This is a genomic window from Streptomyces avicenniae (assembly GCF_000719135.1).
Classification (GTDB): Bacteria; Actinomycetota; Actinomycetes; order Streptomycetales; family Streptomycetaceae; genus Streptomyces; species Streptomyces avicenniae.
The window spans coordinates 63,422-82,797 of the sequence record NZ_JOEK01000020.1 but is presented as its reverse complement, the minus strand read 5'-3'; the positions used below and the strand labels follow the sequence as shown (position 1 = coordinate 82,797).

Below are 19,376 nucleotides of genomic sequence, written 5' to 3'. Positions count from 1 at the left end.
CGCCCCGGCGCGACGCCCCCTGACAGGTCCTCACCACACGACGGGCAGGCGGTCGAGACCACGCACCATCCGCCCCTGACGCCAGGTGAGTTCGCCGTCGTCCGCGGCGAGCCGCAGGGTCGGGAAGCGGCGCAGCAGCGTCCCGACGGCCACCCGGAGCTCCGCCTTGGCCAGTTGCGCCGCGACGCAGAAGTGCGGGCCGAAGCCGAAGGCCAGGTGAGGGTTGGGGCGGCGTGTCAGGTCCAGCTCGTCAGGACGTGCAAAAACGCGTCCGTCGCGGTTGGCCGCGTCGATCTGCACCATGACCGCCTCCCCCGCGCGGACGACCACCCCGCCCAACTCGACGTCCTCACCGGCGATACGGGTGAAGCCCGCCGAGGTCACGATGGGCGTGAACCTGAGCAGTTCCTCGACGGCACGGTCCAGCAGACCGGGATCGGCCCGCAGGGCGGCGAGCTGCTCAGGATGCGTCAGCAGGACGTGGGTGAAGTTGCCGATGTGGTTCGACGTGGTCTCCAGCCCCGCGTAGAGCAGGGTGACACCGAGGACGACCAACTCGTCCTCGCTGAGCCGCCCCTGTCTGTCCCGTGCCTCCACGAGCGCTCCCAGGAGGTCGTCGGAAGGCTCGCGGCGACGCGCGGCGACGAGTTCCGCCAGGTACTCCTTGAGCCGGGTGAACGCGGCGTGGATCTCCTCGCTGGGGAAGGCGCTGGTGGCCAGGGCGACATCGATCCAGCCGGTGAACCGGTCCCGGTCGGCGAGCGGGACGCCGAGCATCTCGCAGATGACCGCCATGGGCAGCGGTACGGCCAGCCCGGCGATCAGGTCGGCCGGGGGGCCCTGTTCCGCGGCTTCGTCCAGCAGCCGGTCGGTCACGCGCTGGGCATGCCGGGAGAGCCTGTCGATCTGGCGGGGGCTGAACGCCGCGGACACCAGTCGCCGCAGACGGCTGTGCTCCGGCGGGTCCACCGTGTGGAGCGTCGCGTCGGTCAGTCGGCGCGGCGAGGTGCGGGGCACGTCCTGGTCGAGCAGCGCGGCCCGGCTGAACCTCGGATCGCTCAGCACGGTGCGGACGTCCTCGTGCCGGACGGCGAGCCAGGCTTCTCCCCCGTAGGGGAGGGTGATCCGGCTGAGCGGTTCGTGCTCCCGCAGCCAGGCGTACTCGGGCTCCAGCGCAAGCGCGGTGGGATCACGGAACGGGTAGGGGCATGCGGTCGGTGTGGGTCGTGTCATGAGTCCCAAGTCCCTTCGAGCGGTTGACCGACGGCGGGAGGCGCGACCTTGTGCCCGGGGGACGTGCGCCTGGCGCATGGTGTCGTGGCCCGCGCCGGTGTCCGGCGCCCGATCCGGGCGAGGGCGGGCACGGTACGGCGGAAGGCGTGACGGCGGGCCATGGCGCGATGGGGATGAGCCCGTGATCTCCTGACACCATGAAGCTTCTCCGTCCCTCCCCGGGGCAGGGGCGGCCGTCGAGTCACATGTCGGGCGCGCCCACCGCCCGGTTCCCGACCCGGGAGGACATCGACGCGGCGGCGCACTCTCGCCACGATCCGGACGCATCCGGCCTGGGCCTTCGCCTACAACCTCGTCCTGGTGCCGCTGGCCGCCGTGGGCCCCCCACCCGGGACAGCGGTCTCGCGGTCGCAGGTGCGGCTCACCTACCTCGACGGACGCGGCACCTCCGCGTACGTCACCCCACGGAACACCGGGGACTCGGACGACTGGCTGAAACCGGCCGCCTGACCCGCCCACCGGAGATGACCGTCACTCGTATCAACGGCTTCTGCCCCTGCGCCACTTCGGCAGCGCAAACTCGGTACTCGCGAGAACCGGAGGGTTCCGCCGCCCGACGTGTACCCGCGATGGACGGGCAGCCCGACGCAAGGGATGCGAAGTCCAAGGCCCCGTCGGTCCACTCCTGCGCCTCGTCCTCGGTGGAGAAGGAACGGGGAAGCGATCGGCAGCCACGACTGCCGATCGCTCCAGCGGACTCGTGCACGACACGGCCGGGCCGGTACGCGAACTCCGGCGACACCAGTGCGCCAGGTCCATCGGCCGTTCAGCCAGACCCCAGGGGTCAGGCGGAGTGCGAGCTGACCAGTATCCCTATCTTGTCTATTCGGTGTTCCGGGTTGTCGAACTCGTCGGACCAGAAGTTCCCGGCGGCATGGTCCTCCTGGGTCGCGCACGTCGAAAGGGTGATCACGGCCTCCTCAGGGGTGCGATCGGGATAGCCCGGAACGGCGGCCCGTTGCTCCGCCAGGGACTGCTCCGAACGGAACGACGTCTGCCTGGTCTCGTACACCTCGTACACGTAGACGCGGCCCTCGGTGGCCACTTCGACCCGCGCGCCGTTGTCGAGGTCGGGTATCGAGAAGAACGGCGCGCCGGCCGAGTTCCGGTGTGCCGTCACCTGGTAGTTGCCGATCCCTCCCGGGCCGACTCCCCCGGACGGGCCGTGCGGGCTGGCCGCGATACCGCGATCCTGTATCACCGTTCCCGGGCCGTCGTCGGTCTCCCCCTCATAGGGCTGGATGCGCAGGCGCTCGATGCCGATGTCCGGAATCGTCAGGTAGGCGTCCTGCGGGCGGCCGTCGCTGGCGGGTGTCGATTCCTCCTGGCCGTTCGGGTCCTGGTCGGGAGTCGGCGTCTCGTCAGCAGCGTCACCGGGGGCGGCGGTTCCTCCGTGGGGCTCGGGTCCTGGCTCGGAGACGGCGCCTCGGCGACGACATCGCTGGAGTCCTGTCGGCTCTCCGGCGTGGACTGGGTCTCGCCGGTGTCCGCGGCGCATCCGCCGATGGCCATGACGAGCGCGGTCAGTCCGGCGACGCATAACGTGGTCAGGTTGCGCGGACTCATGGCAACGGACTCTGGCGCGGGGGGTTTGCGTCTTGTCCACATGATGTTGCTGCTCATTTCGGGTCGGGATCGCCAGGAGACGACGGGACTCGGGTACGGAGGGGCCGACCACCGCTGCCGGTGTCCGCCGCGCCAGCGGCGGGCCGTGGCGCGATACGGGCGGTCGGCGGCTGCGGGCGCCGGTCGCGGGGCGACGGGCCGGTGAGGGGGACGGTCAGGTCAGGCGGCGCCGGAGGAACGCGACGCTGCCTGCCACGGGCTGGGCGAACTGCGGTGAGTCGCAGGCGCGTTACTCGTCGCGGCATCAGCTGGACGGTATGTGGCGCACCGGTGCGGTACTCACTCGCCGGGAACCGCACAACCGGCTTCGCCTCCCTGTGCGCCTCGACCTGAGCCGGACGCGGGACGGCCGCCACCACACCGCTCACCGTGTCGAACCGCCTCACCCCCGACACCGCCCTTTCCCCAGGTCCTTCATCGGCCTCGGCGACCTGCCGAATAAGCGATCTTATTCCAAGCAGTCAATATTCAAAAACAGACCGAGCAGGCAACCACAGCAAACAGAACAGAGAAGACATCCGACCTTCGCGGGCTATTCACGGAACAGGCGTACTGAGGTGACGCCAGATACGCACGTGCCCTGTGTGAACTTCTGGGACGGTGACGGCTTCCGGAGCCGTATGCGCAGGTTCGAATCCCAGCGAAGGCGACCAGGTCCGCGCGCTGACAGACCTGTCACCCAAGGCGTCGCGCGTTGATTCACTTCCGCCCGCGCGGGGAGCACCCCCGGGCCACCTGCCCTCGGGGTCCGCGCGCGGTGGGGGCCAGGTGGGGACCACAGGTTGCGCACCCCGGTGAACGAACCGCCTTCCTCGGAACGGCACCTCGTGCAGGACGTGCGCTCCGGGCCAAGAAGGCGGTGGACTCGATGGGTTGGGGGCATTCCACCGGGTTCCCGAGGTTATTCGGTCGAGATCATCTCCCCGATTTCTCCCAAGGCCTCAAGGCGGGCGAGCCAGCGCGTGGTTGCCGCAGCCGCGGCGAGCGCTCCGCCCTGTGCCTGCTCCGCGATGACCGGCATAGCGGCCGGGATCTCCGTGGACGTCCACGGCGCTTCGTGCCCGGCGGGGTCCACCAGGACGGCGACGGTCGCGGTCACCTGCTCCAGCCGCACCTGCCCAAGTTCACCCACCATGAGTGGGATGTCGGCAATGGCCGAAGGATCTCAGCCAGTCCCGCGGGGGCACTGCTCGTTCCACTCGTCGGCGCGGCGCACGTGGCCGAGCGTGTTCTTGCTGTTCGGCGATTCAGCGGCCTTGCGCGGTGATGGCCACGGCGTCCTTGTGTCGCTTCCGCGCCTCGGTGGCGGGTCCGGCACGCAGTGAGTGCCCGGTTCCAGCGGGCCTCGGCGGCGCGGGCGACAGCGCCGTCACCGGAACGCCCCAGGAGCGTCGGGGTCGATGAGGGCGCCGAGGAGGGCGTGGGCCATGTCCTGCTCGGTGCACGTCGGCCGGTCGCCGTAGCGGCTGCGGGTCCCGGCGGCGAGCAGCGCGGCGATCGGTTCCTCATCGGCGGGGACGTCGGCACGCTGCGGCCACGCGGTCGCCTCCAACAGCCCATGGACATGACGGTGGAGCGCGGCCTGCGCCTGCTCGTCGGACGCGGAGTCCGGCAGCGTCCTGCCCCGCCTGCGCGGGCCGCTGGCGACCGCCTGCGCGAGGGTGCCCGCGCGGCGCGAGGCGATGGCCCGCGCCGCCCAGGCCCGGCAGGTGGTGCCCCGCAGCAGGGTGATGCGGCGGTCGCGCATCGCGTCAAAACGGCCGGTGTCCAGCACGGCGGCCAGGTGCACCCGCATCTGCACAAGCGTGGGGCCGTCCGCCCAGCGCAGGTCCCACGCGTCAACGCCCGCCGACTCGGGACGCACGGTCACACCGGCCGCCTCGCCCAACGCGATGGCCAGGTCCCCCGCCTGCCGACGGCTCACCGTCCCCACTCCCCGGTGCCGTCGTCGGTGGTGGTCATCCGTTCCCCTCTCCGGCGGCCCGGCACGCGGGTGCTGACCGGCCGCCAGTGCCCCGTTTGTCGCGTCAGACAAGACGACTTTATCCGGGGTGAGCAGTCCACCCCCGCACGAGCGAGGGCGCCCCAGTGGGCGGCCGTGTGCCATGGGGACCAAGCGCTCCGCGACCCCTTCGGCCGCTGCCAATTGCTCGTGCCTCAGCACGACCCCGTGCGGGGTGGGGGCGGCCAGCAGTAGGGGGCGGGCGGCCTCCGCGCCGTCGTACGCCGAGCTCACCGTGTCGTGAAGTCGGAGGCGTGCTCGCTCGCCCACTGCGCGAACGAGCGCGCCGGGCTTCCGGTCACCTCGGCGAGAGTGAGGTAGGGGTCGGCCAGGCCGTCACGAGGTTCGTCGGCCGCGCCCGCGACGCCGTCGTAGTTCTCGAAGCCGAAGAGGAAATCGGCGTTGTCGGCGGCGAAGCCGCCTTGGGCGCGATAGAAGGTCCGCGCCTCCTCGGCGGTGACCTCGGCCAGCTCGACGCTCTCGCCGATCGCAGCGGCGATCGCGGCGACCTGCTCCCGCTTGGTCAACGTGTCCGGCCCGACGAGCGTGTCGATCCGGCCGCGGCGTCGGGAGTCGAGGAGGTCGGCGACGACGACGTCGGCGACGTCGGCCTCGTGGATCGGGCTGCCGGACTGCTCGGGGAACGGCTCGACCACACGGCGGTGCGACCTGATCGAAGGCCCCCACAGCAGCGACGCGTTGGTGGCGAACTCACCGGGCCGGACGAGGGTCCAGTCGAGGCCGGAGGCCGTGACGGCCTGTTCGACCGGCAGGTTGTACGACGTGTCGTACCCGGCCGTCACGGCCGCGGAGGACACGACGACGATGTGCTCGACACCGGCGCCTCGGGCCCGCCCGATCACGCCGTCCACCGTGTCCGGCCAAGCGATCAGGACGAGTTGGGCGGCGCCAGCGAAGGCCGACTCCAGTGTCGCGGGCTCGGCGAGGTCGCCCGCCACGACCTCGGCCCGGGGAGGCATGTCGGCACGACCGGGGCGACGCGACACCGCCCGCACGGGACGGCCCGCGTGGAGGAGCCCGGCCACGACGGCACGGCCGACCGGCCCGGTGGCACCCGTCACGACGATGGGACCGAGAGCATCAGAATGAGACATCATCGTCTCATTCTGGGAGAGGATGTATCGTGGCGCAATGGGTCTCTCGCCACAGCGCGCACGCACTCGTCAGGCGATCCTGGACGGGGCCGCGAAGGAATGGGCGCACGACCCGTCCGTCGGCCTCGCGCGCATCGCGGCAACCGCCGGCGTGGGCCGGGCGACGATCCATCGCTACTTCCCCGACCGCGAACACCTCCACCAGGCCCTCGTCAGCGAGTCCTGGGCGACACTGCGCGAGGCGATCGAACGGGCCGCCCCGGGAACGGGCTCCGCGTGGGAGGTGATCGAGCGGATCGTCGGCGCGATGGTCCACGCCGATGACCGCGTGCGGTTCCTGTTCACCGCCACGGAAGGGACCGCCTCCGACGCGGACGCCCCTGTCGCCCGAGCGGTCGATGCGCTGGTCGTCGGCGAGATCGAACGAGGTCAGCGCGAGGGGACGCTCGACGCGACCGTTCCCGCCGGGTGGATCGAGCGCATGATCTGGAGCACCGTCTACACGGGGCTCGACGCCGCATCGGACGGCCTCGTCGCACCGCACGCCGTCGAAGACCTCATCCGCCGAACCCTTCGGAGAGTGGTTCGGCCCCACCCTCCCGCCCTGCCCTGACGGCCGGGCCTAGAACACGTCGCGCAGGGTCTCCAGGAGGCGGGCGATGTTCGCCTCGTCGCGGCGGTAGTAGGTCCACTTGCCCCGCCGGGTGGCGACCACCAGCCCCGCCTGCCGCAGCATCGCGAGGTACTGCGAGGTGGTGGACTGCCCCAGGCCCATGCGCTGCTGGATGTCGGTCACGCAGACACCGATCTCGACGTCGTCGGGCTCCTGGCCGGGGAAACTCATCGGCTCCTTGAGCCACACCAGCATCTGACGGCGGGCCGGGTTGGACAGGGCCCGGAAGACCGCCAGCAACTCCGCCTCCGAGAACATGCGGCGATCGTAGCCCAGGCACATATTGACGATTCGCGATATGGCGATCTATGGTCCTCGCATGTCGGCTTCGATGCGTGTGATGGAACTCGTCCACTTCGGTGACGCGGACACCGCGTTCGCCCCCCGAGAACTGCCGAGGCCCACCCCCGGCCCCGGCCAGGTGCTGGTGCGCGTGGAGGCCACCTCCGTGAACCCGCTCGACCTCCAGACCCGGCGCGGCGACTACCGCGACCAGGTGGCGCTGCCCACGGTGATCGGCAACGACGTGTCCGGCGTGGTGGTCGAGTGCGGCCCCGGGGCGGACGACTTCCGGCCGGGTGACGAGGTCTGGTATCTGGCGCCGGTGTTCGGCCAGCAGGGGACCTATGCCGAATTCCACGTGGTCGATCAGGCCCTGGTCGCCCCCAAGCCCGCACGGTTGTCGCACGTCGAGGCCGCCGGTCTCGCGCTCGTGGGCGTCACGGTGTGGGAGGCGCTGGTCGAACGCGCCCGGCTGCGGGTCGGGGAACGGGTCCTGGTGCACGGTGGAGCGGGCGGGGTCGGCTCGGCCGCGATCCAGGTCGCCGGCGCGCTCGGGGCCGAGGTGGTGACCACCGCGCGCGAAAGGGACCACGAGTTCGTCACCGGACTGGGAGCCGACGTCGCGATCGACTTCTCGGCCGGTGACCACGTGCCGCAGGTCCGCGCGCTGGGCGGGGTGGACGTCGTGCTGGACACGGTCGGCGGGGACACCCTCTCCCGCAGCCCGGAGGTCCTCGCCGACCGAGGCCGCGTGGTGTCCATCGTGGACATCCCCCGACCTCAGAACCTCCTCGCCGCGTGGGGCGTGAACGCGACCTATCACTTCCTCTTCGCCAGCCCCGGCCGGGCGAAGCTCACGGCACTCGGCCGACTGGTCGATCGGGGCAAACTCCGGCCGGTGATCGGCTCCGTGCTGCCGCTGGCCGACGTCGCCCAGGCCCACACGCTGCTGGAGGGCGGCTCCACGGACGAGGGCCGCAGACGCCCACGCGGCAAGATCGCCATCGCCGTGCACCGGTGAGCGCCCGGGCCGACGTCGCGGTCACCCCGCATCTCGCCACCCATGTGAGCAGCGTCAGCTCCGCCGACCCCGCACTCCAACTCCCTGGACATGCCGGTCGGATCGCCGCTCGGTGACGAGTCGTCCGCCCACGCCCGGTCGGCCGCACATGGCGGCGAGCGGGAAGGGACACCGACGAGAATGGCCTGAAGTTGCATACCCCCAGTGGGTATGGTGGAGCGCAGCGAGGGCATACCCCGGCAGGGTATACATCGCCTTCGGTGACCTTGTTTCCGTCGCCCGCTCCAGGGGGTTCCTGTGAAGACCTTGCCCAGGATCACCGGCCTCGCCGCGGCACCGGCCGTCGCGCCGTCCTCGACGCACGGCGTCCGGTGCATCCCGGTGAGCCCGTCCACGGCCGGTGGAGCCGGTGCAGGACGCGCGGCACCGTCCATACGCCTCCGCCCTCGTGAGAAGTAGAAGGAAGGCTCCCCATGTCTTCGAGTCCTGTTCAGGAGCAGGCGCCGCGCGCCGGGGCGCGGCAGTGGTTCGGCCTGTGGATTCTGCTGTTCCCCGTCGCGTTGATGACCGCGGACCTCGGCGTGCTCTGGCTGGCCACCCCGTCCATGACGGCCGACCTGCGGCCGACGAGTTCCCAACTGCTGTGGATCACGGACATCTACGGCTTCATGACCTGCGGATTCCTGATCGTCATGGGCGCCCTCGGCGACCGGCTCGGGCGGCGCAGGCTGCTCGTGCTCGGTTCGCTCGGCGTGATCGTCTCCTCGCTGCTCGCCGCCTACGCGTCCGGGCCCGGGATGCTGATCACCGCGCGCGCCCTGCTGGGTGTCGCCGGTGCGGCCGTACTGCCCTCGACCCTCGCCCTGATCATCCACATGTTCGCCGACGCCAAGCAGCGCGCCACGGCGATCGCCATGTGGGTGACGGCGCTGTCCGCTGGCATCGCCATCGGGCCGGTGATCGGCGGCGTGCTGCTGGAGTACTTCTGGTGGGGGTCGGTGTTCCTGGTGGGCGTCCCCGTCATGGCGCTCGCGCTGCCGCCGATCCTGCTGCTGGTGCCCGAGTACCGGGACCCGGAGCCCGGCCGCTTCGACCTGGTCAGCGTGGCGCTCTTCCTGCTCGGGATCCTGCCGGTGGTGTACGCCGTCAAGAGGGTCGCCGAGGACGGATGGGGCGTGGCCCACCTGGCCGTCGCGGTCGTCGGCGTCGTCTTCACCGTGCTGTTCGTCTCGCGTCAACGGCGTCTCGCCGCGCCGCTGCTGGACATGCGGCTGTTCCGCGACCGGGTGTTCACCGGCGCCCTGCTGACGCTGCTGCTGGGCATGATGGCGCTCAACGGCGTCGAGTACCTGATCCCGCAGTTCCTGCTGGTCGTCGGTGACCTGAGCCCGCTGGCCGCCGGACTGTGGCTGCTGCCCGGCGCGTCGGGCCTGGTGGTGGGCTCGCAGCTCACCCCGGTGCTGGCGCGCCGGTGCAGGCCCGCGCTCGTCCTCGCGGGCGGCACGGTGATCACGCTCATCGGGTTCTGGCTGACCGCCACGGCCCCCGCCGACGACTCGGGTGTCGCGCCGTCCGCGATCGGGCTGACGATCATCATGTTCGGCGTGGCGCCGATCAGCGTGCTCGGCACCAACCTCGCCGTGGGTGCCGCGCCGCCGGAGAAGGCGGGTGCGGCGGCCGGTGCCGGGCAGACCGCCTACGACCTGGGCCTCGCCCTGGGCATCGCCCTCACCGGCACCGTGGCCGTCGCCGTCTACCGGGGCGAGATCGCCGACGCCCTGCCAGCCGACGTGCCCGCCGGGGCGGCGGAGGCGGCCCGGGACACGGTCGGTGGCGCCAGTGCCGCGGCGCAGGAACTGCCGGGCGAGACCGGCGAGAGGCTGCTCACCGTGGCGCAGGACGCCTTCACCTCAGGTCTCCACGCCGCGGCCTGGGTCAGCGCGGGCCTGGCCCTCGTGACGACGGTCGTCGTGCTCGCGCTGCTGCGGCACATCCCGGCCATCGGGGGCGAGGCGGAGCGCGAGAGCGCGGACGACTCCCCCGGGCGCCCGTCGGCCGACGGTTCCCGCGCGCCGCAGGAGCAGGGGACGGTCACCTGAGCCAGCGGCTCCGTGCGCGGCCTGCCGATCCCGCCACGCGGCGCTCGCGTGGACAGCCGCCGGGGGCGCGGTGTCACCGCATCAGGAAGGTGGCGAGCACGGCCGCGTGGTCGGACGGCCAGGCGTTGCCCCGCACGTCCGGGTACGGGCGCGGCGCCCCGGTCACGTGCGTCCGGGCGGACGTGACCCGCAGGCCGCTCCCGGCGTACAGGACGTAGTCGATACGGTCCTGCGGCTCCGCCCGGCCGCTGCCGTCCGGGTGCGCGGGACGCACCGGGGACCAGGTGGCGCCCGGCGCGGCGACCGGGTCGGGGTGGACGGTGCGGTAGGCGTCGCGCAGTCCGGCGGCCTCGGCGGCCCGGCTGACCGGCCACGCGACCGGTCCCCGCCCTCCGCGCGCGGGCGCGGCGGCGGCCGTCCAGTCGAGGTGGGAAGGCGCGTTGAGGTCGCCGGTGAGGATGACCGGGGTGACGTCGGCCGCGGCGAGGTGGCCCTCCATCGCCGCGAGGAGCCCCCGCATCTGGCGGACCCGCCCGGACTCCGCCTCGCGCACCGGCAGGTCCGCCGCGGGGCGGCCGTCGAGCAGCGCGTCGTAGGGCCCGTACGGCTCGGGGTTCAGGTGCGCGGTCCAGACGACGACGGCACGGCCGCCGCCGAGATCGACGCGGACGCCGATGCCGCCGTAGCCGGACGGCTCGGGTGTGCCGTACCGCGCCACGAGGGGATGGCGGCTGAGGATCGCGAGGTTGCGGCCCACGGTGTGGTGGTGCCAGCCGAGCGCGGCGGCGAGGTCGGCGGCGGCTCCGGCGTTCTCCTGGATGCCGACGATGTCGGCGCGGGTCTCGCGCAGGACGCGGAGTTGCTTGGCGTGGTGGTCGTCCACGCGGGTGCCGCCGAACCACAGGTTCCAGCTCAGCACGCGCAGTTCGGGCGGCGCGGGCGCGGCGCCCGTCGCGGCGAGGCCGCGCAGCAGCGGCAGGCCGACGTCGGCGAGGCTGGCACGCACGACGCGGCCCGGGGCCGAGGGGATCGGGACGGCCGAGGGCACGGCGAGCACCGGGCAGCCCGCCGCCTCGGCCGACGCGACGCCGGTGGGCGTGTCCTCGACGGCCACGCACGCGGCGGGCGGTACGCCGAGGGCACGGGCGGCGGCCAGGTAGGGGTCGGAGGCGGGCTTGGCGTGCTCGGTGTCGTCGGCGCTGATGGTGACGGCGAAGCGGTCGCGGCCGAGCACCCGCAGCACGGTCTCCACGATCGGCCGGGGCGAGGCGGACACCAGGCCGACGGGGACGCCGTGCGCCCTGAGCCGGTCGAGGAGTTCGGTCGCGCCGGGCCGCGGCGGCACGCCGTCCGCGAGCCGGTCGGCGAACGCCCGGTGCAGCCGACCGGCGACGGCGTCGGGCGGGACGTCGGCCGCGGCGGCCCGGCACAGGTGGGCGGCGGTGTGCTCGACGGCGCGGCCGAGCACGTCCGGCAGGTCGGCGTCGGTCAGCCGGTGGCCGAGCCGGGCGGCGACCTCCTCGGTGGCCTGCCACCACAGCCGCTCGGTGTCCACCAGGGTGCCGTCCATGTCGAACAGGACGGCACGCAGCGGCTCCTGGGCGGCGGCGCTCACGCGGCGGCCCGGTCGGCGACGAGGACGGGGCGTTCCGGCAGCGTCACGGTCACGGGCGAGCCGGGCGGCAGCGCGGCGGCGTCGTGCGTGGGCAGGTCGGCCTTGACCTGGGTGCCGTCGGCGAGCCGCACGGACAGCCGGGTGACGGCGCCGAGGAAGGTGGCGACGGTGACCCGGGCGGTGCCGTCGGCGGCCGGGCTCAGGCCCAGCTGCTCGGGCCTGACGAGGACGTCCACCGTGGCCCCGGCCCGGCGGCCCGTGCCGCCGTCCGCCGGGCGGCGGACGCCGAGCACGTCCACGGCGCCGTCGGCCGCCATCCGCCCCGGCAGGCGGCTGATGGTGCCGACGAACCCGGCGACGAACGCGGTGGCCGGTCGCGCGTACAGCTCGGCGGGCGCCGCGCACTGCTCGACGCGGCCCGCCCGCAGCACCGCGACGCGGTCGGCCATCGACAGGGCCTCCTCCTGGTCGTGGGTGACGAAGAGGGTGGTGAGGGCCAGCTCCCGCTGGAGGCTCCTGATCTCTTCCCGGAGGGCGAGCCTGACCTGTGCGTCGAGCGCGGACAGCGGCTCGTCCAGGAGCAGTACGCGTGGCCGCAGGGCGAGGGCGCGGGCGAGCGCGATCCGCTGCTGCTGGCCGCCGGAGAGCTGGTGCGGGTAGCGGTCGCCGTGGGTGGGCAGGCCGACCAGGTCGAGGAGTTCGGCGGCACGGGCGCGGCGCTCCGCCGTGCGCACCTTCCGCATCCGCAGGCCGAACGCGACGTTGTCCAGCGCGGTGAGGTGGGGGAAGAGGCTGTAGGACTGGAAGACCATACCGGCGTCGCGGCGGTGGGCGGGGACGTCGGTGACGTCGGCGCCGTCGAGGAGTACCTGGCCCGCGTCGGGGTGTTCGAAGCCCGCCAGCATGCGCAGGGCGGTGGTCTTGCCGCAGCCGGACGGGCCGAGCAGGGCGATGAGTTCGCCGGGCTCGACGGCCAGGTCGAGCCCGTCGAGGGCGACGGTCGGCCCGAACGCGCGCCGCAGGCCGCGGAACTCGACCGAGGCGGGGGCGGCGGTGTGGGCCGGGGCGAGGGCGGTGGATGTCTTCGGCATGGTCAGGACCTCGGGGACGGGGTGGGGCGGGGGGCGGCGCCGCGCCCGCCCGCGGAGACGACGGCGAGCAGCAGCGCCCAGGTCAGCAGCAGGCTGAGCACGGAGACGGCGACCGAGACCTGCGCCTGCGAGCCGCTGACGCCCACGATCCACACGGCGAACGGCCGGAAGCCGAGCAGCTGCGCGACGGTGAACTCGCCGAGCACCAGGGCGAGGGTGAGGAAGGACGCGTTCAGCAGCGCGCCGCGCAGGTTCGGCAGCACGACGCGGAACAGGGCCTGCGGCCAGCCGGCGCCGCAGCTGCGGGCGGCCTCGACGAGGGTGCGCACGTCGATGGCGCGCAGCCCGCTGTCCAGGGCCCGGTGGACGAACGGCAGGGCCATCACCGTGTAGGCGAGGACGAGCACGAGGGGGAAGTCGGGGTCCTGGAGCGCCACGAACGTCTGGAAGAACGGTGTGCTGGCGAAGTGTTCCGGGCCCCAGCCGAGGACGGTGCCGATACCGGCGACGAAGGCGATGGGCGGGACGACCAGCGGCAGCGAGCAGACGATCTCCACGACCGGGCGCAGCCGGGGCGCGCCGAGGCGGAGGGCGACCAGCGCCGGGACGGTGAGCAGCAGCACCAGGGCGATGGTGGCGGCGGCCAGTTCGAGGGAGAGCAGCAGGCTGTCGCCGAAGCCCTCGGCCGTGGTGATCCGCCCGTACGCGTCGAGCGTGAGGCCGCTGCCGGGCACGTCCACGGTGAAGACGACGGAGGCGGCGAGCGGCACGAGGAAGTAGACGGCGGCCCCGGTCAGCACGGCGGCGCGCCACCAGCGGGGGCGGGGGCGTGCGGCGCGGGCGTGGGGTGTCAGGCGAGCCATCGCGCGCTCCGGCGTTGCAGGGGAAGGTAGACGGCCATCACGAGGCCCGCGACCGCGACCATGTCGAGGCTGAGGGCGAGGGCGACGTTCTCGCGGCCGATGAGGACGTTGCCCGAGAGGGCGTCGGCGATCTGGAGGGTGACCAGCGGTATGGAGCTGCCGACCATGGCGCGGGCGGTGGCGTAGGCGGCGAAGGCGCTGCCGAACAGGAGGACGAGGCCGCCGAGCAGCGACGGCGCGAGCACCGGGAGGGCGACGTGCCGCCAGTACTGCACGGTGGTGGCGCCGTTGTTCCGCGCGGCCTCGCGCCACTCGACGCGCAGGCCCTCCAGCGCCGGGGTGAGGGTGAGCACCATGAGGGGGACGAGGAAGTAGAGGTAGGTCAGGGTGAGGCCCCAGAAGCTGTAGAGGCTCCAGCCGGCGTCGTCGAGGCTCAGGTGGCGCGTGAGGACACCGGAGTTGCCCAGGGTGGCGACGAAGGCGAACGCCAGCGGTACGCCGCCGAAGTTGGCCAGCACGCCGGAGGCGGTGAGGACGGACTCGCGCAGCGCGCGGGACCGCGACGTGACGACGGCCTGGGCGAGCGGCAGCCCGAGCAGGGCGGCGAGCACCGCCGCGGTGGCGGACAGCCGGACGCTGCCGAGCAGGGCGTCGAGGTAGTGGCCGCTGAGGGATTCGGTGACGTTGGCGGTGGTGAAGGAGGTGGCGCCCGAGACGGGGTCCCGCGCGGTGAAGGCGCCGTGGAGCATGGCCAGCGCGGGGACCCCGAAGCTCAGTGCGACGAACGCGAGCAGCGGGACCACCGCGAGCCGGCCACGGTCCCGGCGGGGGCGTGCCGGGGCGGGCGGGGTGGCGGCGGACATGGTGGGGTCAGCCTCCGATGGCGGCGGACCAGCCCTGCGCGAGGACGTCCTTGGCCGCGTTCTGCTGGTCCTCGGTCGGGAACTGGGGGGTGCCCTCGACCTCGGGCAGCGCGGCGGCGGCGGTCGCGTCGAGGGTGCCGTCCTCGGCCATGGCGGGCATCAGCACGGGGCGGGCGAAGCCCTGGAGGAACAGGTTCTGGCCCTCGGGGCTGTAGAGCCATTCCTGCCACAGGCGGGCGGCGGCGGGGTGGGGGGCGTGCTTGTTGATGGCCTGGGCGTAGTACTGGGCGAACCGGCCGTCGTCGGGCACGTTCACCTGCCAGTCGATGCCCTTGGCGGCGAACTCCTCGGCGTAGCCCGCGTTGAGGTAGTCCCAGTCGATGGTGATCGGGGTCTCGCCGGTCTCGATGGTGGCCGGGGTGGCCTCCACGGGCGTGAAGTTGCCCGCCTCCTTGACCTCGGCGAAGAAGTCGATGCCGGGCTGGATGTCGTCGAAGGACCCGCCGTTCGCGAGGGAGGCCGCGTAGACACCGGCGAAGGCGGCACCGGCCTGCGTCGGATTGCCGTTGAGCGCGACCTGACCGCGGTAGCGGCCGGGTTCGAGCAGGTCGGCGAAGCTGGTGGGGCAGGTCTCGACGCGGCTGGCGTCGCAGCCGATGGAGACGTAGCCGCCGTAGTCGTGGTACCAGCGGGCGTCGGCGTCGCGCTGCTCGGCGGGGATGGCGTCGAACGCGGCGACGCGGTACGGCGCGAGCAGGTCCTGGGACGCGGCCTCGACGGCGAACGCGCTGCCGAGGTCGAGCACGTCGGGGGCGCGGTCCTGGCCGATGCGGGAGGTGACGGCGTTGATCTCGTCCTGGCTGCTGCCGTCGGGGTTCTCCACCTCGACCTCGATGCCGTACTTCTCCTCGAAACCGGCGATGACGGCCTCGTAGTTGGCCCAGTCGGGCGGCAGGGCGATGGCGTTGAGGCGGCCCTCCTCCTGGGCGGCGGCGATCAGCGCGTCCATGCCGCCGAAGTCCTCGGCCGAGGTGGCCGTGGCGGCGCTGGGGCCGTCGCCGGGCGACGCGTCCTCCGAGGGGGCGGCGCCGCACGCGCCGAGGAGCAGCGTGGTGGCCGCGATGCCGCACGCGATGACGGTGGTTCTTCCACGGGTCATGGTCGAGAGGTCCTTTCCTGCGGGCGCTCCGGCTGGGGGTCAGCCGGTTACTTGTTCGAACAAGTGCGCCCTCAGTAGGCCCGGCCGCGGTGTCCTGACCATGAACGGAGGAGGAATTGACGCGATGCATCAGTGGACAGTCGCCGCGGGCGGATACCGTCGTGGTCCGGCCCGGGAGGACACCGGGACGAGTCGAGCAGGGGGAGTCGGGGAGAGCGGTGGCGGCGCGACACGAGGAGATCGCCGAGGAGTTGCGGCGGGCGATCGACGACGGCGAGTACGCGGTGGGGGCGCTGCTGCCCGCCGAGACAGGGCTGGCCGGGCGGTACGGGGTGTCCAGGGGGACGGTGCGGCAGGCGGTGGCGGCACTGACGGCCGAGGGGCTGATCGGCTCGCGGCAGGGCGCGCGGCGGGTGGTGCTGGCCAGTCGGCGCAGCCAGAGCTTCGAGGAACTGCGGAGCTTCGCGCAGTGGGCGCGCGCGATGGGGCGGCGCGCCTCGGGGCTCGTGGTGGCGCGGGAGCGCCGCCGGGCGACGGCCGAGGACGTGGCCAGGCTCCAGTTGCGGGACGACGGGGAGGTGCTGCACGTGCTGCGGGTGCGGGGGCTGGACGGCGAACGGGTGCTGGTCGAGCGGACGGTGTACGCGGACTGGATCGCCCCGGCCGTCGAACGCGTCGAGGACGACTGCGAGTCGGTCACCGCGCGGCTCTACCAGGAGACGGGGCTGGTCTTCGCGTACGGCAAGCATCTGATCGACGCGGTGTCGGCGGGCGCGCGGGACGCGGAGCTGCTCGGCGTGCGGCGGACCAGCCCGCTGCTGCGGGTGCGGCGGGTGACCACGACGGCGGCGGGGCGGCCCGTCGAGTGGTCGGACGACCGGTACCGTCCCGACGCGGTGAACTTCAGCGTGCACAACTCGATCGGGTCCAACCCGCTGGCCAGGCAGGCGGGCCCGGGGTTCGGCGGCTGACCGGGCGGCCTCGGCGGTGACGGCGGTGACGGCGCTTCTCAGGAAGGTGGCCAGGCGCGCAGGGCGGCGTCGGTCATCGCCCGGAGTTCGTCGCGGCCGACACCGCTCGCGGCCTGCACGGCGACGCCGAACGCCAGGGCCGTGACGTAGCGGGCCAGCAGCCCCGGATCGGAGCCCTCGGGCAGGTCACCGTCCTCGACGGCCCGCCTGAACCGCTCGCGGATGCGGGAGTAGCTGTTGTCGCGCCAGGTCACGAGGAGGTCGCGGACGTCCTGCCCCGAGTCGCTGACGGTGAGGGCGCCCTGCACGCCGAGGCAGCCCTGCGGGGAGGTGGCGCCGGTGGTGCTGCGGATCGTCCCGGCGAGGACGGCGGCGGCGACGTCGCGGGCGGTCGGCTCGGCCAGGGCCTGGTCCAGGTAGCCGCCGGGGCCCTCGCTGTAGCGCGCGAGCGCCTTGCGGAACAGCTCCTCCTTGTTGCCGAAGGCCGCGTACATGCTGGTGGTGGAGATGCCCATCGCGTGCGTCAGGTTGGCCAGGCTCGCGCCCTCGTAGCCGTGCTCCCAGAACACCAGCATGGCGCGCTCCAGGGCCTCGTCGGTGTCGAATCCCCGCGGTCGGCCGGTCACGCCGTTCCTTCTCGTCTCCACCCCCGTAGCCTACCTCTTCCGCATCGATCGCTGCGGAAGTGCTAGGGTCGGCATTCCGCAGCGATCGTTGCGGAAGTCGGAGGAGGTCGTTCACGTGGGATTACTCGAAGGCAGGACCGCTCTCGTCACGGGGGGCAGCGCCGGGATCGGCCTGGCAGCCGCCGTACGGCTGGCGGCTGAGGGCGCGCACGTGTTCGTCACGGGCCGACGCGAGGCCGAACTCGACGCGGCCGTCAAGGCCATCGGCCCCGCGGCCACCGGGGTGCCGGGCGACATCGGGGACCTGGCCGACCTGGACCGGCTCTACGCGACCATCCGCGCCCACGGCCGGGGCCTCGACGTGCTGTTCGCCAACGCCTCGATCGCCGCGCTCGGCACGCTCGACCAGGTCACGGAGGAGCACTTCGACGCCCTGTTCCGCATCAACGTCCGGGGCACGCTGTTCACCGTCAAGAAGGCGCTCCCCCTGCTCAACGACGGCGCCTCGGTGATCCTGAACGGCTCCACCAACGGGGACGTCGGCGACGACGCGATGGGCGTGTACGCCGCGAGCAAGGCCGCCACCCGGTCGTTCGCCAGGACCTGGGCCAACGAGCTGAAGGGGCGCGGCATCCGCGTCAACACCGTCACGCCTGGCCCGACCGACACCCCCGCCCTGGCGGCGCTGACCCCGGACGCGGAGCTGTTCAGGCGGCAGTTGTCCGCGCGGGTGCCGCTGGGGCGGCTCGCGCGCCCGGAGGAGATCGCCGCCGCCGTGGCGTTCCTCGCCTCGGACCAGAGCAGCTTCATCACCGGTTCGAGCCTGTACGCCGACGGCGGCCTGAACCAGATCTGAGTCCCACGACCCCACGGAAAGGGCACCCCATGTCCGGCGACGAGGAGTTGCGCGGGTTCTACCTGCGGTACATCGAGGCGCTGAACGCGCACGAGTTCGACCACATGGACCGGTTCATCCACGACCTGACGACGCTGAACGGCGAGCCGGGCACCCGGGAGGACGTCCTCGCGGTGCAGCGGCACGACGTGGACGCGGTTCCCGACCTCCACTGGGAGCTCAAGGAACTGCTGCTCGACGGCGACCGGTTGGCCGCGCGGCTGGTCAACACCGGTACGCCGGTGAAGGAGTGGCTCGGGGTGCCCGCCACCGGCGCCTCGTTCGAGATCGTCGAGTACGCCGTCTACCAGGTCCGCGACGGCCGGTTCGTCCACATGACGGCCCTGCACGACAGCGCCGCGATGCGGCGGCAGCTGACCGGCTGACTGCCACCGCCCCGCCGGGCGGCGACCGTCCCGTCGTCCCATCCGTTCCACGAGGAGAGAGAGCACATGACCGTCACACTGATCACCGGCGCCAACAAGGGGATCGGCTTCGCAACAGCCAGGCAGCTCGTGGAGTTGGGCCACGACGTGTGGATCGGCGCGCGGGACGCCGAGCGGGGCGGGAAGGCCGCGGCGGCGCTCGGGGCGCGGTTCGTGCGGCTCGACGTGACCGACGACGTGTCGGTGAACGGCGCGCTGGAGACGATAGGGGCGGCCGAGGGCCGGCTCGACGTCCTGGTGCACAACGCGGGCGTCCTGGGGCACGGCACCGCCGACGGCCCCACGGCCCTGCGGGTGTTCGACACCAACGTGGTGGGGATCGTGCGCGTCACGGAGGCGGCGCTGCCCCTGCTGCGCCGGTCCGCGAACCCGACGGTGGTGACCGTGTCGAGCAGCGCCGGATCGTTCTGGGCGGTCACCAACCCGGAACGGCCGGAGTTCCAGCTGCCGACCGCGCTGTACTCGGCGTCGAAGTCGGCGGCCACCATGCTCACCGTGCAGTACGCCAAGTCCCAGCCCGGCATCAAGTTCAACGCCGTGGAGCCCGGCTTCACCGCCACCGACCTGACCGCGGGGTTCGACGGCGGAAGGTCGCCCGAGGAGAGCGCACGGATCGTCGTCCGTCTGGCGACGCTCGGCGCGGACGGCCCGACGGGGACCTTCCAGGACGAGGCGGGTGAACTCGCCTGGTAGGCGCGTGAGGGAACGAAGGACCGGCGGGGTCTCCCGGAGGGGG

The 19,376-nt window shown here is 72.9% G+C and carries 20 protein-coding genes; 8 read left to right on the top strand and 12 right to left on the bottom strand.

What is annotated here, in order from left to right:
* Positions 1-30 precede the first annotated feature (30 nt).
* On the bottom strand, positions 31-1,233 hold the full coding sequence (locus IF27_RS28230) for a cytochrome P450 (RefSeq protein WP_052852696.1): 1,203 nt from the start codon (positions 1,231-1,233) through the stop codon (positions 31-33).
* A gap of 360 nt (positions 1,234-1,593) precedes the next feature.
* Here IF27_RS28230 and IF27_RS31300 point away from each other — a divergent pair, with 360 nt between their 5' ends.
* Entirely contained in the window at positions 1,594-1,743 is a 150-nt protein-coding gene (locus tag IF27_RS31300) for a hypothetical protein (RefSeq protein ID WP_190233132.1), read from the top strand.
* 334 nt (positions 1,744-2,077) lie between these two features.
* Here IF27_RS31300 and IF27_RS32105 read toward each other — a convergent pair whose 3' ends face one another.
* The 4 genes from IF27_RS32105 to IF27_RS28210 form a co-directional block, all read right to left on the bottom strand.
* A complete protein-coding gene (locus tag IF27_RS32105) occupies positions 2,078-2,413 on the bottom strand; it encodes a sortase domain-containing protein (protein WP_420822060.1) in 336 nt (111 codons plus the stop codon).
* Between the two features lie 1,407 nt (positions 2,414-3,820).
* Positions 3,821-4,033, bottom strand: coding sequence for a hypothetical protein (locus IF27_RS28220; RefSeq protein ID WP_190233131.1), 213 nt, complete (start codon positions 4,031-4,033; stop codon positions 3,821-3,823).
* A gap of 255 nt (positions 4,034-4,288) precedes the next feature.
* Positions 4,289-4,843: a hypothetical protein gene (locus IF27_RS28215; RefSeq protein WP_190233130.1), complete on the bottom strand. Its 555-nt coding sequence runs from the start codon at positions 4,841-4,843 to the stop codon at positions 4,289-4,291.
* A 308-nt stretch (positions 4,844-5,151) separates the two neighbouring features.
* A complete protein-coding gene (locus IF27_RS28210; RefSeq protein WP_052852693.1) occupies positions 5,152-6,039 on the bottom strand; it encodes an SDR family oxidoreductase in 888 nt (295 codons plus the stop codon).
* A gap of 34 nt (positions 6,040-6,073) precedes the next feature.
* Here IF27_RS28210 and IF27_RS28205 point away from each other — a divergent pair, with 34 nt between their 5' ends.
* Positions 6,074-6,649, top strand: a complete 576-nt coding sequence (locus IF27_RS28205) for a TetR/AcrR family transcriptional regulator (RefSeq protein ID WP_052852692.1) — start codon at positions 6,074-6,076, stop codon at positions 6,647-6,649.
* Positions 6,650-6,658: 9 nt separating this feature from the next.
* Here the strand turns inward: IF27_RS28205 and IF27_RS28200 are convergent, their stop codons facing one another.
* A complete protein-coding gene (locus tag IF27_RS28200) occupies positions 6,659-6,967 on the bottom strand; it encodes an ArsR/SmtB family transcription factor (RefSeq protein WP_052852813.1) in 309 nt (102 codons plus the stop codon).
* A gap of 61 nt (positions 6,968-7,028) precedes the next feature.
* Between IF27_RS28200 and IF27_RS28195 the strand changes: the two genes are divergently transcribed.
* Both IF27_RS28195 and IF27_RS28190 read left to right on the top strand, forming a co-directional pair.
* Positions 7,029-8,012: a zinc-binding dehydrogenase gene (locus tag IF27_RS28195; RefSeq protein WP_052852691.1), complete on the top strand. Its 984-nt coding sequence runs from the start codon at positions 7,029-7,031 to the stop codon at positions 8,010-8,012.
* A 473-nt stretch (positions 8,013-8,485) separates the two neighbouring features.
* On the top strand, positions 8,486-10,111 hold the full coding sequence (locus IF27_RS28190; RefSeq protein ID WP_052852690.1) for an MFS transporter: 1,626 nt from the start codon (positions 8,486-8,488) through the stop codon (positions 10,109-10,111).
* A gap of 73 nt (positions 10,112-10,184) precedes the next feature.
* On the opposite strand, the gene IF27_RS28185 is transcribed toward IF27_RS28190, so the two are convergent.
* The 5 genes from IF27_RS28185 to IF27_RS28165 are packed head-to-tail and all read right to left on the bottom strand — an operon-like array spanning position 10,185 to position 15,702.
* Positions 10,185-11,681, bottom strand: a complete 1,497-nt coding sequence (locus IF27_RS28185) for an HAD-IA family hydrolase (protein ID WP_263053859.1) — start codon at positions 11,679-11,681, stop codon at positions 10,185-10,187.
* A 41-nt stretch (positions 11,682-11,722) separates the two neighbouring features.
* Positions 11,723-12,817, bottom strand: a complete 1,095-nt coding sequence (locus IF27_RS28180; RefSeq protein ID WP_052852688.1) for an ABC transporter ATP-binding protein — start codon at positions 12,815-12,817, stop codon at positions 11,723-11,725.
* A gap of 2 nt (positions 12,818-12,819) precedes the next feature.
* Positions 12,820-13,680: an ABC transporter permease gene (locus IF27_RS28175; RefSeq protein ID WP_052852687.1), complete on the bottom strand. Its 861-nt coding sequence runs from the start codon at positions 13,678-13,680 to the stop codon at positions 12,820-12,822.
* The gene (locus IF27_RS28170; protein ID WP_052852686.1) at positions 13,668-14,543 is read right to left on the bottom strand and encodes an ABC transporter permease; all 876 of its coding nucleotides are present in this window, start codon (positions 14,541-14,543) and stop codon (positions 13,668-13,670) included. The genes IF27_RS28175 and IF27_RS28170 overlap by 13 nt, the downstream gene beginning before the upstream one ends.
* Before the next feature lie 7 nt (positions 14,544-14,550).
* The gene (locus tag IF27_RS28165; protein WP_052852685.1) at positions 14,551-15,702 is read right to left on the bottom strand and encodes an ABC transporter substrate-binding protein; all 1,152 of its coding nucleotides are present in this window, start codon (positions 15,700-15,702) and stop codon (positions 14,551-14,553) included.
* A gap of 218 nt (positions 15,703-15,920) precedes the next feature.
* Between IF27_RS28165 and IF27_RS28160 the strand changes: the two genes are divergently transcribed.
* The gene (locus IF27_RS28160; RefSeq protein ID WP_052852684.1) at positions 15,921-16,673 is read left to right on the top strand and encodes a GntR family transcriptional regulator; all 753 of its coding nucleotides are present in this window, start codon (positions 15,921-15,923) and stop codon (positions 16,671-16,673) included.
* A 38-nt stretch (positions 16,674-16,711) separates the two neighbouring features.
* On the opposite strand, the gene IF27_RS28155 is transcribed toward IF27_RS28160, so the two are convergent.
* On the bottom strand, positions 16,712-17,320 hold the full coding sequence (locus IF27_RS28155) for a TetR/AcrR family transcriptional regulator (RefSeq protein ID WP_052852683.1): 609 nt from the start codon (positions 17,318-17,320) through the stop codon (positions 16,712-16,714).
* Positions 17,321-17,414: 94 nt separating this feature from the next.
* Here IF27_RS28155 and IF27_RS28150 point away from each other — a divergent pair, with 94 nt between their 5' ends.
* From IF27_RS28150 to IF27_RS28140, 3 genes are all read left to right on the top strand, one after another.
* Entirely contained in the window at positions 17,415-18,155 is a 741-nt protein-coding gene (locus tag IF27_RS28150) for an SDR family NAD(P)-dependent oxidoreductase (protein WP_052852682.1), read from the top strand.
* 29 nt (positions 18,156-18,184) lie between these two features.
* Positions 18,185-18,580, top strand: coding sequence for an ester cyclase (locus tag IF27_RS28145; protein ID WP_052852681.1), 396 nt, complete (start codon positions 18,185-18,187; stop codon positions 18,578-18,580).
* 66 nt (positions 18,581-18,646) lie between these two features.
* Positions 18,647-19,333, top strand: a complete 687-nt coding sequence (locus IF27_RS28140) for an SDR family NAD(P)-dependent oxidoreductase (protein ID WP_052852680.1) — start codon at positions 18,647-18,649, stop codon at positions 19,331-19,333.
* The last annotated feature ends 43 nt before the right edge of the window (positions 19,334-19,376 follow it).

Excerpts from the sequence above, each read along its gene's own strand:
- IF27_RS28230 (WP_052852696.1), bottom strand. The coding sequence starts at position 1,233 with ATGACACGACCCACACCGACCGCATGCCCCTACCCGTTCCGTGATCCC.
- IF27_RS28210 (WP_052852693.1), bottom strand. The coding sequence starts at position 6,039 with ATGATGTCTCATTCTGATGCTCTCGGTCCCATCGTCGTGACGGGTGCC.
- IF27_RS28205 (WP_052852692.1), top strand. The coding sequence starts at position 6,074 with ATGGGTCTCTCGCCACAGCGCGCACGCACTCGTCAGGCGATCCTGGAC.
- IF27_RS28200 (WP_052852813.1), bottom strand. The coding sequence starts at position 6,967 with ATGTTCTCGGAGGCGGAGTTGCTGGCGGTCTTCCGGGCCCTGTCCAAC.
- IF27_RS28195 (WP_052852691.1), top strand. The coding sequence starts at position 7,029 with ATGTCGGCTTCGATGCGTGTGATGGAACTCGTCCACTTCGGTGACGCG.
- IF27_RS28190 (WP_052852690.1), top strand. The coding sequence starts at position 8,486 with ATGTCTTCGAGTCCTGTTCAGGAGCAGGCGCCGCGCGCCGGGGCGCGG.
- IF27_RS28185 (WP_263053859.1), bottom strand. The coding sequence starts at position 11,681 with ATGGACGGCACCCTGGTGGACACCGAGCGGCTGTGGTGGCAGGCCACC.
- IF27_RS28180 (WP_052852688.1), bottom strand. The coding sequence starts at position 12,817 with ATGCCGAAGACATCCACCGCCCTCGCCCCGGCCCACACCGCCGCCCCC.
- IF27_RS28175 (WP_052852687.1), bottom strand. The coding sequence starts at position 13,680 with ATGGCTCGCCTGACACCCCACGCCCGCGCCGCACGCCCCCGCCCCCGC.
- IF27_RS28170 (WP_052852686.1), bottom strand. The coding sequence starts at position 14,543 with ATGTCCGCCGCCACCCCGCCCGCCCCGGCACGCCCCCGCCGGGACCGT.
- IF27_RS28165 (WP_052852685.1), bottom strand. The coding sequence starts at position 15,702 with ATGACCCGTGGAAGAACCACCGTCATCGCGTGCGGCATCGCGGCCACC.
- IF27_RS28145 (WP_052852681.1), top strand. The coding sequence starts at position 18,185 with ATGTCCGGCGACGAGGAGTTGCGCGGGTTCTACCTGCGGTACATCGAG.
- IF27_RS28140 (WP_052852680.1), top strand. The coding sequence starts at position 18,647 with ATGACCGTCACACTGATCACCGGCGCCAACAAGGGGATCGGCTTCGCA.